This is a genomic window from Exiguobacterium sp. QJM3NY_9 (assembly GCF_056173545.1).
This window is the reverse complement of the sequence record NZ_CM149679.1, coordinates 1,874,850-1,886,537: the sequence shown is the minus strand read 5'-3', so window position 1 is coordinate 1,886,537 and position 11,688 is coordinate 1,874,850. Positions and strand designations below refer to the sequence as shown.

Sequence of the window (11,688 nt, the reverse complement as noted above, 5' to 3'; positions counted from 1 at the left end):
GCGTGCAAATCGAACATCGGGCCTTACTTCCCTTTAAGATTATCGACCAAGCCAACATGCCGTTACGTGAAGGGGCGAATGTCGTCGGCAAAGTGCTGAAGCTCCTCCCCGATGGTTTGATGGAGTTACAAGTCGGACAACGGGTTTTAACTGCCGGAACGACGGCCGACTTGAAAGAAGGGATGTCGTACCGGTTCGTCGTGACGAGTACGGAAGGGCAACCGGTGCTGAAGATTTTATCGGAAGCTCCACAAACTGCGACTAAACAAATCCTGCCTTCGATGCTTGAAAGTCTCTTGCGCCCGACCTCAGAGGGGCTCCCTCAGACGACACGTGCGCTGTTACAACAACTCGGTCAACGCGCAACAATGGAGGGCTCAGGTGAGACGCTGAAGCAGGCAATTGTCCAGCTCATTCAGTTAGCACGAAATGCAGAGGCGGATGGGCAAGGGACGCTCGACCGAAAGACGAGTGATCAAATCTTGACGCAACAACTCGTTCAAGCGACGAATGAACCGGGACGCGGCATCTTTATGTTGCAACTACCACAGTTTGGTCCCTTTGAAGATGTCGATGTGACGATGGAAGCACCGTTCGACAAAAAAGAATTCAACCCGGACCATGCCCGAATCGCTTTTTATCTCAAACTGCCTCAGTTGGGCGAAATTGCGATTGACTTATTAATCACTGATCGAAAGATGGCTGTTTCCGTCTTTCATCCGGATCAACGGATTAGCGCATTCATGGACGCTTATCAACCGATGATAGAACGACGCTTAAAGGAGCAGGGATATGAGTTGATTCGTTTTGAATTGGTCGAACAAACGAAAGAGCGGGTGCCTATCGATTTGACACGTCGGAGTGGAAGGGTGGATTACCAAGCATGAAAAAAGCGATTGCTTTATCTTATGAAGAACAAATGGCAGCTCCAAAAGTCGTCGCCAAAGGTTCCGAAATCGTCGCCGAGCGGATTTTAGAAGAAGCGATCCGACACAACATTCCGATTCGGCAAGATCAGACATTGGTAACATTACTTGATGCAATCGAGGTGTCTGAGCAAGTTCCGCCGGAGTTATACGGGGTCATCGCCGAGCTGTTTGCCTTTTTGTATCAGCTCGATCATGAGGGAATCACGAAAAAATAAATGCTTTCGGTCGATAACGATAGACAGCGCTTCCAATTTTAACTACAATGAAAGAGCCGAAACTAAAGGGGTTAAGGGGGATTTTTTCATGAATGTACATGAATATCAGGCAAAAGAGTTACTTCGTTCATACGGTGTACCTGTACCGAACGGAATCGCAGCATTTACGGTCGAAGAGGCTGTCGATGCAGCAGAACAATTGTCAGGCCCAATTAAAGTTGTCAAAGCACAGATTCACGCAGGGGGACGCGGTAAAGCTGGTGGTGTCAAACTAGCAAAATCGCAAGAAGAAGTAAAAGAATTCGCGACGGAGTTACTCGGCAAAACGCTCGTCACGCATCAAACAGGACCAGAAGGTAAAGTCGTTCAACGTCTTCTCGTCGAAGAAGGTTGTGCGATCGATAAGGAATACTATCTCGGGATTGTCCTTGATCGTGTGACAGGTCGTGTCGTCATCATGGGTTCAAGTGAAGGCGGAATGGATATTGAAGAAGTGGCAGAAGCGACTCCTGAAAAAATCATCAAGGAAATCGTTGATCCAGCAGTCGGACTTCAAGCTTTCCAAGCACGTAAATTAGCGTTCGCAATGGGTGTACCCGTTAAACTCGTTAACAAATTCGTTGGTATGGTGACGAAACTCTACACGTTCTTCGTTGAAAAGGATTGCTCAATCGCTGAAATCAATCCACTCGTCACAACAAAAGACGGTGATGTCGTTGCACTTGACGCGAAGTTGAACTTCGATTCGAATGCGTTGTATCGTCATGCGGACATCGTCGCACTCCGTGATGAAACGGAAGAAGATCCACGTGAAGTCGAAGCTTCAAAAAGCGATTTGAACTACATCGCGCTTGATGGGAATATCGGCTGTCTCGTTAATGGCGCAGGTCTTGCGATGGCAACGATGGACATCATCAAACACTTCAGTGGCGATCCGGCCAACTTCCTCGATGTAGGTGGCGGCGCGACGAAAGAGAAAGTAACGGAAGCGTTCAAATTGATTCTCTCAGATGATAACGTCAAAGGAATTTTTGTCAACATCTTCGGCGGCATCATGAAGTGTGATGTCATCGCGGAAGGGATCGTTGCAGCAACAAAAGAAGTCGGCTTAGAGTTACCACTCGTCGTTCGTCTTGAAGGAACAAACGTTGACGCAGGGAAACAAATTCTCAAAGATTCAGGTCTAGCGATTACAGCAGCTACATCAATGGCAGACGGCGCAGAAAAAATCGCTGCGCTCGTGAAGTAAGGGGGAGCTAAGGATGAGTATTTGGGTAAACGAATCAACAAAAGTGATCATTCAAGGAATTACAGGTAATCAAGGAATGTTCCACGGTGAACAAATGATTGATTACGGAACGAACCTCGTCGGTGGTGTTACACCAGGTAAAGGCGGAACAGAAGTGCTCGGTGGCGTGCCTGTCTTTGATACGGTTGCGCAAGCAGTCGCTAAAACAGGGGCAAATGCATCGATTATCTATGTACCACCAGCATTCGCTGCGGATGCAATCATGGAAGCAGCGGATTCAGACATCGCTCTCATCATCTGTATCACAGAAGGAATTCCCGTTCTTGATATGGTAAAAGTAAAACGTTATCTTGACGGAAAACCAGTTCGTTTGATTGGTCCGAACTGTCCTGGCGTCATCACACCAGGCGTCGCGAAACTTGGCATCATGCCTGGTTACATCCACACACCAGGTCATGTCGGAATCGTTTCACGTTCTGGGACATTGACGTATGAAGCGGTGCACCAATTGACGACGGCTGGAATCGGTCAATCGACTGCTGTCGGTATCGGTGGTGATCCTGTCAACGGGACAGACTTCATCGACACGCTCAAAGCGTTCAATGAAGATCCTGAAACAAAAGCGGTCATCATGCTTGGTGAAATCGGTGGTACGGCAGAAGAAGAAGCGGCTGAGTGGGTCAAAGCCAACATGACGAAGCCGGTCATCGGATTCATCGGTGGACAAACTGCTCCTGAGGGCAAACGTATGGGTCATGCGGGTGCCATCATCTCAGGTGGTAAAGGTACGGCATCGGAAAAAATCAAGACACTTCGTGCAAATGGTATCGAAGTCGCAGACTCTCCGGCAGTCATTGGTGAAACGTTAATTCGTGTCATCAAAGATGCTGGTATCTACGATCAATGTGTCACGGGTTCAACGGTCAAATAAAAACGTCGAGAGCTGTCCTGAAGATTCAGGACGGCTTTCTTCTATATAAAAGGAGTGTATGTTAATGGAGCGAGAATGGTACGTCCGATTTGCAGCCTGTCGTGTTCCTTATCCGATTGTCGCCTTAGTAGAACAATATGGTATTTTATCGGTCGCTGATCTTCCGACAAATGCCGAGAGTAAAAAGCGATATCAAGCAGCTCTTTCACTCGAACACCTCCCGTCTCAGTTACTTGTTCCGACCGATCCCGAGTTCCCGCAACAATTACTCCACATACCACGACCGATTTACGGTCTGTATTACGTAGGCGATTCGTCGCTTCTGCGTCATCCTTTAATCAGCATCATCGGTAGCCGAACCCCGTCCCCGTCCCATAAAGAACGTCTATCGTTCTTACGCCCGTTTTTTAATTCCCCGTTCGTCACTGTCTCTGGTGGAGCTTACGGGATTGATTCCCTCGTCCATCGCCTTTCCTTGAAGTATGACCAACCAACCATCGCCGTCATGGCAACAGGACTCGATTCTCTTTATCCGAAACAACACGCGGCCCTCTTTGATCGTATCGCACAAGCTGGTTTGTTGCTCTCCGAGTACCCTCCTGAGACCCCCATTCAAAAATTCCAATTTTTAGAACGTAATCGCATCATCGCTGGATTATCATCAGCCCTCGTCATCGTCGAAGCAGCGTTGAAAAGCGGAACGATGAATACAGCAGGGCACGCTCTCGACCAAGGAAAAGACGTCTATTGCTTGCCGGGTTGTCCGACTGAAAAAATGTTTTGTGGAACGAATCAATTGATTGCGGAAGGGGCGATTCCGCTCCTGAATCCGGAAGAAGTTTCAAAAAGTATCTTGATGGACGTTGACAAATGGGAATCGAGACTACTATGATAAGTGAGATTAAAATACGAGTACGCCTCTAATAGGGAGCGATTGCAATGGCAAAATATTTAGTAATCGTCGAATCACCTGCAAAGGCAAAAACCATCAAACGTTATCTCGGTTCGAACTATACCGTGAAAGCATCGATGGGGCATGTCATCGATTTGCCAAAAAGCCAAATGGGTGTCGACGTCGAACATGACTATGAACCAAAATATATTACGATTCGTGGTAAAGGTCCGGTCTTGAAAGAATTGAAAACTGCTGCTAAAAAAGCACAAAAAATCTATCTCGCGGCCGACCCTGACCGTGAAGGGGAAGCGATCGCTTGGCATTTAGCGAAAGCCCTCGGTGTCGATGAATCGACAGAGTGTCGGGTCGTCTTCAATGAAATCACAAAAGACGCCATCAAGGATTCGTTCAAGAAACCCCGCAAGATCAACTATGATCTTGTCGACGCGCAACAAGCGCGGCGTATTTTGGACCGTCTTGTTGGGTACAGCATGAGTCCGTTACTTTGGAAGAAAATTAAAAAAGGATTGTCTGCGGGACGTGTTCAATCGGTTGCCGTGAAGATGATTATTGATCGGGAACAAGAAATCAATGCCTTTTTACCAGAAGAGTACTGGACGATTAAACTTGAGCTTGATGCGAACGGTGAAAAACTCGAAGCAAACTTTTATGGCGTCGACGGTAAAAAACGTGAACTCCATTCTGAAGAAGATGTCAACGAGGTGTTGGCAAAACTTTCAGAATCCTTTACGGTCGACTCGGTAACGAAGAAAGAGCGCAAACGTAATCCAGCGTTACCGTTTACAACGAGTTCGCTCCAGCAAGAAGCGGCACGTAAGCTTAATTTCCGGGCGAAGAAAACGATGATGATTGCCCAACAACTCTACGAGGGAATCGAGTTAGGGAAAGAAGGGACAATCGGTTTGATTACGTATATGCGTACCGATTCGACACGAACGTCTGAAACAGCGAACCTCGAAGCGCATGGTTTCATCGAAAATGCGTACGGAAAAGAATACATCGCCAGTGAAAAACGTAAAGAGAAAAAAGCGGCCAATTCACAGGATGCTCACGAAGCAGTTCGTCCGACGTCAACGATGCGTGACCCACAACTCGTTAAATCGTATTTGTCGCGAGACCAGTTCCGACTGTATAAACTCATTTGGGAACGATTCGTCGCCAGTCAAATGGCACCGGCGATTTTAGACACGGTCAAAGTTGATTTGAATTCGAACGATGTCATGTTCCGGGCGAACGGTTCGACCGTCAAGTTCCCTGGTTTCATGAAAGTCTACATTGAGGATACAGATGATGAAGCAGTGACGGACGTCAAAGAAGGACTCTTACCACCACTCGAAGACGGTGAAGTCTTGCAACAGGAATCGATTGACCCGAAACAACACTTCACGCAGCCACCGCCACGCTATACAGAGGCACGTTTAGTACGAGCGATGGAAGAACTCGGGATTGGTCGTCCTTCGACATATGCTCCAACACTCGACACGATTCAAAAACGAGGGTACGTGACGCTCGAAGAAAAGAAATTCTTACCGACTGAACTCGGAGAGCTCGTCATTGATATGATTAGTGATTATTTCCAAGAATTCATCACGGTTCAATTCACGGCAGACATGGAAGCGTTGCTTGATGCGATTGAAAAAGGCGACATGCAGTGGACGGAAGTCGTCGATCCGATTTATAAATCATTCGCGAAACGTTTGACGCGGGCGGAAGCAGAAATCGAGAAAATTGAAATCAAAGATGAACCAGCCGGAGAAGATTGCGAAGTATGCGGTCATGCGATGGTCATCAAGATGGGACGGTACGGCAAGTTCATGGCGTGCTCAAACTTCCCGGAATGCCGAAACACGAAGCCGATCCAAGTCGAGATTGGGGTCAAGTGTCCGACATGTGGTACAGGGGACATCGTCGAACGTCGCAGCAAAAAAGGCCGGTTGTTCTATGGGTGTTCAAATTATCCAGAGTGCGAATTCGTCTCATGGGATAAGCCGGTCGAAGAGCCGTGTCCCGTCTGTAGCAGTATGATGGTACAAAAGAAAATCAAGAACGGTGTAAAAGTAGAATGTACATCTTGTGGACATCATGAAACGCGCATCGATCAAGAGCAAGAGGAGGAGTGACCGTTGAAACGAGTAACGGTAATTGGCGCCGGGCTCGCAGGCTCTGAAGCAGCATGGCAGCTTGCGAAGCGAGGCGCCCAAGTAGATTTATATGAAATGCGACCGGTGAAGCAGACCCCTGCCCACCATACCGATCAATTTGCAGAGCTCGTCTGTTCGAATTCCTTACGTGCGAATCAATTGACGAATGCAGTTGGTGTATTAAAAGAAGAGATGCGTCAATTAGACTCTCTCATCATGAAAGCGGCTGATTTAGCGAGTGTCCCTGCAGGGGGCGCACTCGCTGTCGATCGGCATGACTTCGCAGGCTATGTGACAGAAACACTGAAGAATCATCCGAACGTCACGGTCCATCATGAAGAGCTTGAAGCGATTCCGGATGGTCCGACGATCGTTGCAACTGGACCACTTACGAGTGCTGCGTTATCTGAATCACTCAAACAGTTCACGGGAGAAGATTATCTGTATTTCTTCGATGCGGCAGCACCGATTCTCGATGGGGATACGATTGATCGAGACAAGGTCTACCTCAAGTCACGCTACGATAAAGGAGAAGCCGCGTACTTGAACTGTCCGATGACAAAAGAAGAGTTTACGCATTTCCATAATGAGCTGATTGCGGCAGAAGTCGTTCCGCTGAAAGAATTTGAAAAAGAAATTTACTTCGAGGGCTGTATGCCATTTGAAGTACTCGCTTCACGCGGACCAAAAACATTGTTGTTCGGACCAATGAAACCGGTCGGTCTTGAAGACCCGAAAACAGGCGAACGTCCTTACGCAGTCGTTCAGCTTCGTCAAGATAACTCGGCTGGAACACTCTTCAACCTCGTCGGTTTCCAAACGCACTTGAAGTGGGGCGAGCAAAAGCGGATCATCCGTTTGATTCCTGGTTTAGAAAATGCCGAAATCGTCCGATATGGTGTCATGCACCGGAATACGTTCGTCAATTCACCGAACTTATTGCAAGCGACGTATCAAACACGGACACGACATGATTTATTCTTTGCTGGTCAAATGACAGGGGTCGAAGGATATGTTGAGTCAGCAGCATCCGGTTTGACGGCAGGGATCAATGCGGCACGGTTAGTGAATGAAGTAGAACCAATCGCGTTCCCGAAAGAGACGATGATGGGGGCGATGGCGCACTACATCACGACGACGGAAGGAAAGAACTTCCAACCGATGAACGCGAACTTTGGACTTGTGCCAGGGCTCGTCGGTCATCCAGTCCGAATGAAGAAACCTGAGAAATATGCGCTCCTCGCAGAACGAGCGTTAGAAGCCATCAAAGACTTTACCGATATGTAAAGAGGATGGGGGAAAAGCCGCAGAAACAGCGGACTTTTCCCCCATTTCTTAATTTTTCATAAAAGCGTGATAATTTCGTCATTTTTTCGGTTTTTGGTCTATTGTCAGACTACTTGCGGTGTGCTATGCTAAGGTCGATTCGAGAACACATGGTCAGGAGGAGGCTCGGAAATGGGATTAGACTCAGAGTTTGAGCGGCTGCGGAAAGACTTTTTGCGGTACGTGCATATCGAACGTCAACTATCTCCGAATACGGGTCGCTCATATGATCAAACCCTTCGACAATACGCCGCTTTTTGCCTCGATCATCAACTACGATCGATTGAATTGGCAACTGCACGGCGTTATTTGTATGCACTCTACGAGCAACAAGCTTCAAAATCGACAATTGCCCAAAAAGTATCATGCTTGAAGCAATTTGGTCGCTTTTTGACGCGCGACACGGATGCAGTCAACCCGTTTGAAGGATTGAAAGCGCCCAAACGTGCCCAATCGTTACCGACCTTTTTAGTTCCATCTGAATACGAACGATTTTTAGAAGCCTTTCGAACGGAAGATACACTAGGCAACCGAAATGTCGCAATGATTGAACTGCTCTATGCGACCGGGATGCGTGTCAGTGAGTTGGCAGGACTAAATCTTCAAGATTTAGATCAAGACTTAGAGTATGTCCATGTATATGGAAAAGGTCGTAAGGAACGCATCACGCCGATTGGTTCTTTCGCTAGACGGACGTTGCAGGTTTACTTGCAAGAGCGTCGAGGAAAAGATGAAAAGGAACAGGCTGTGTTCGTTTCGAAATCGGGACGACGACTGACGACAGACGGTATTCGTAAAATCTTAAAAAAAGGCGATCATTTGCTTTCGAAACATGTGACGCCGCACGCACTTCGACATAGCTTCGCGACAGACCTGTTAGAGAGAGGGGCGGACCTTCGGGCGGTTCAGGAACTCTTAGGTCATGCCTCTCTATCGACGACGGGACAATATACTCATGTAACGACGGAGCGGTTGCGTCATGTTTATCAGCAAGCGCATCCGCGTGCCTAAGGGAGGAAACGGAATGTTTCATGCAACGACGATTTTTGCGATTCAACATAATGGTCAATCCGCGATGAGTGGAGATGGTCAGGTGACATTCGGTAATCAAGTCATCATGAAGAAAAGTGCAAAGAAAGTAAGACGCCTTTATGGGGGAAAAGTGATTGCAGGATTTGCAGGAAGTGTAGCAGATGCCTTTACGCTGTTTGAGAAGTTTGAAGCGAAGCTAGAGATGTATAATGGTAATCTCCAACGTGCCGCAGTCGAGCTAGCAAAAGAATGGCGCGGCGACAAAATGTTACGTCAACTCGAAGCATTGCTACTCGTCATGGACGGGACACATTTACTGCTCGTTTCCGGAAATGGTGAAGTCATCGAACCGGATGATGGAATTCTTGCAATCGGTTCAGGTGGTAATTACGCGCTTGCTGCTGGTCGAGCATTGGCACGTCACGCTGGACAGATGTCAGCAGAAGAAATCGCACGAGCCGCTCTTGAAACAGCTGGAGAGCTCTGCGTGTTCACGAATGATCAAATTGTTTTAGAGACGATTGGAGGAAGTGCAGATGCATGAATTGACACCAAAACAAATCGTAGCCAAATTAGATGAACACGTCGTTGGACAATCGGATGCGAAACGCGCCGTCGCAATCGCACTTCGTAATCGGTACCGTCGCCAATTACTCGACCCGGCATTACGCGACGAAGTAACACCTAAAAATATTTTGATGATTGGACCGACTGGAGTCGGAAAGACGGAAATCGCAAGACGTCTAGCAAAACTCGTTCGCGCACCATTCGTTAAAATCGAAGCGACGAAATTCACAGAAGTCGGATACGTCGGTCGTGACGTTGAATCAATGGTTCGTGATTTAGTCGAAGCTTCACTCCGTCTTGTCAAAGATGAGAAGAAAGAAGCGTTAAAAGATCGAGCAGAAGCCGTTGCGAACGAACGGATCGTGGATGCGTTAGTCGGGAAAAAATCGACGTCGGGTCTTGGTGGTGGAAGTAATCCATTCGAAATGTTGTTTGGTGGTAATCAAGCACAACCTGAACAAGAAACAGCGAATGATACGGCGGACCGCTCAGTCATTCGTCAACAATTAATCAGTGGTCAACTAGAAGACCGCATGATTGATGTCGACGTCGAAGAGCGCCAAATGGATTTATTTTCGGGACAACAAGGGATGGAAGGCTTATCAAACCTACAAGATATGCTAGGTCAAGTCATGCCGAAGAAAACGAAAAAAAGACAACTGACCGTCAAAGAAGCACGACCAATTTTGACTGCTGAAGAAGCGGAACGTTTACTTGACTTAAACGAAGTCCATGACGAAGCCGTTCGACGTGCGGAGCAAATGGGGATCATCTTCGTCGATGAAATCGATAAAATTGCAACGAAAGGTCAAGATAGCGCTGGCGTTTCACGCGAAGGTGTCCAGCGAGATATCTTACCAATCGTCGAAGGCTCGACCGTCGTGACGAAATACGGCTCGGTCAAAACGGACCATATGTTGTTTATCGCCGCAGGAGCGTTCCATATGGCGAAGCCGTCTGATCTCATTCCAGAGTTACAAGGACGTTTCCCGATTCGAGTCGAGTTGGATAGTTTAACGGAAGAAGACTTCGTCAGGATTTTGACAGAACCGAATCAAGCGTTACTGAAACAATACAAAGCGTTGCTTGGAGCAGAACAGGTCCACGTCACCTTTACCGAGGATGCGATTCGTCAAATCGCGCGGATTGCTGCTCAGGTCAATGATGAAACTGATAATATCGGTGCACGACGTTTATATACAATCATGGAACGGGTGTTAGAGGAGCTATCCTTTGAAGCGGCAGATATGCCAGAGTCGGATGTTACGATCACACCACAATATGTAATGGACCGAGTTGGAAAAGTAGCAGATGATCGTGACTTAAGTCAGTTCATCTTATAAGTGGAGGAAGAAAATCATGAATTTATTGGCAAAAACACGAAAGCTTAATACGATGTTACAACAGGAAGCTAGTACACATGTAGACTTTAAAATTATGGCGGAACGGTTAAGTGAAGTCATGGAGTCGAATACATTCATCGTTAGCCGCCGTGGGAAATTACTCGGTATTGCCATCAAGCAACAAATTGAGAATGCACGAATTCGTGGATTCCTCGAAGAACGTCAATTCCCAGAAGACTACACAAAACGTTTATTTAACGTCATGGAAACGACAGCGAATATTACGATTGATAGTGAACATACGGCATTCCCGATTGATAATCGTGATACGTTCGAATCATCTAAAACAACAATCGTTCCAATCATCGGAGGCGGCGAACGCTTAGGGACACTCGTCCTCGGACGAATGGTCGATGATTTCGACGAAGAAGATCTCGTCCTAGCTGAATATGGAGCGACTGTAGTCGGTATGGAGATTCTTCGAGAGAAAGCACATGAAGCTGAGGATAAAGCACGTAAAAAAGCTGTCGTCCAAATGGCAATCAACTCGTTATCATATTCAGAGCTTGAAGCAATCGAGCATATTTTTGAAGAACTCGACGGCAATGAAGGATTACTCGTCGCATCAAAAATTGCAGACCGTGTCGGGATTACACGTTCCGTCATCGTCAATGCACTGCGCAAGCTTGAAAGTGCGGGTGTCATCGAATCGCGTTCACTCGGTATGAAAGGGACGTATATCAAAATCTTAAACGATAATTTCCTTTATGAATTAGAACGGATTAAATCAAACTAAACAACGAAAACTGGAATCAATCAAGAAGACCTAGTAAATACTAAGTCTTCTTTTCTTATATAGGTATTATTTATCATTTTTATAAGAAAAGGTAATAAAAAACATGAAATTAACATCTCATTACCCTGATTTTCAAAAAACTTCTTTCCATACATTGACTTATTTGTTTCAATTATTTCAGAAGTGTTACTGAAGATTACGAAAAAACTAAATACTCGATATAAAATCAAGTGGAGGTTAAGG

The 11,688-nt window shown here is 46.7% G+C and carries 11 protein-coding genes; all 11 read left to right on the top strand.

Annotated elements, in window-relative coordinates:
* Window positions 1-2 precede the first annotated feature (2 nt).
* Window positions 3-887, top strand: coding sequence for a hypothetical protein (locus tag AC0VYQ_RS09770; protein ID WP_475403487.1), 885 nt, complete (start codon window positions 3-5; stop codon window positions 885-887).
* Window positions 884-1,144, top strand: a complete 261-nt coding sequence (locus AC0VYQ_RS09765) for an EscU/YscU/HrcU family type III secretion system export apparatus switch protein (protein WP_088837376.1) — start codon at window positions 884-886, stop codon at window positions 1,142-1,144. The genes AC0VYQ_RS09770 and AC0VYQ_RS09765 overlap by 4 nt, the downstream gene beginning before the upstream one ends.
* Window positions 1,145-1,232: 88 nt before the next feature.
* A complete protein-coding gene (gene sucC, locus AC0VYQ_RS09760) occupies window positions 1,233-2,393 on the top strand; it encodes an ADP-forming succinate--CoA ligase subunit beta (protein ID WP_029330843.1) in 1,161 nt (386 codons plus the stop codon).
* Window positions 2,394-2,406: 13 nt separating this feature from the next.
* Entirely contained in the window at window positions 2,407-3,324 is a 918-nt protein-coding gene (gene sucD, locus AC0VYQ_RS09755) for a succinate--CoA ligase subunit alpha (RefSeq protein ID WP_088837375.1), read from the top strand.
* Between the two features lie 64 nt (window positions 3,325-3,388).
* Window positions 3,389-4,216, top strand: coding sequence for a DNA-processing protein DprA (gene dprA, locus AC0VYQ_RS09750; RefSeq protein ID WP_214892048.1), 828 nt, complete (start codon window positions 3,389-3,391; stop codon window positions 4,214-4,216).
* A 47-nt stretch (window positions 4,217-4,263) separates the two neighbouring features.
* Complete coding sequence (topA, locus tag AC0VYQ_RS09745; protein WP_088837373.1) at window positions 4,264-6,360, top strand: type I DNA topoisomerase; 2,097 nt, start codon at window positions 4,264-4,266, stop codon at window positions 6,358-6,360.
* A gap of 3 nt (window positions 6,361-6,363) precedes the next feature.
* The gene (gene trmFO, locus AC0VYQ_RS09740; RefSeq protein ID WP_475403484.1) at window positions 6,364-7,668 is read left to right on the top strand and encodes an FADH(2)-oxidizing methylenetetrahydrofolate--tRNA-(uracil(54)-C(5))-methyltransferase TrmFO; all 1,305 of its coding nucleotides are present in this window, start codon (window positions 6,364-6,366) and stop codon (window positions 7,666-7,668) included.
* A 171-nt stretch (window positions 7,669-7,839) separates the two neighbouring features.
* Window positions 7,840-8,718 (top strand): tyrosine recombinase XerC, encoded by an 879-nt coding sequence (locus AC0VYQ_RS09735; protein WP_214765153.1) that lies wholly within the window; start codon window positions 7,840-7,842, stop codon window positions 8,716-8,718.
* A gap of 13 nt (window positions 8,719-8,731) precedes the next feature.
* Window positions 8,732-9,283, top strand: a complete 552-nt coding sequence (gene hslV, locus AC0VYQ_RS09730; protein ID WP_029330826.1) for an ATP-dependent protease subunit HslV — start codon at window positions 8,732-8,734, stop codon at window positions 9,281-9,283.
* Window positions 9,270-10,649 (top strand): ATP-dependent protease ATPase subunit HslU, encoded by a 1,380-nt coding sequence (hslU, locus tag AC0VYQ_RS09725; RefSeq protein WP_475403483.1) that lies wholly within the window; start codon window positions 9,270-9,272, stop codon window positions 10,647-10,649. Before hslV ends, hslU begins: the two co-directional genes overlap by 14 nt.
* A gap of 16 nt (window positions 10,650-10,665) precedes the next feature.
* Entirely contained in the window at window positions 10,666-11,445 is a 780-nt protein-coding gene (codY, locus tag AC0VYQ_RS09720; RefSeq protein ID WP_029330822.1) for a GTP-sensing pleiotropic transcriptional regulator CodY, read from the top strand.
* The last annotated feature ends 243 nt before the right edge of the window (window positions 11,446-11,688 follow it).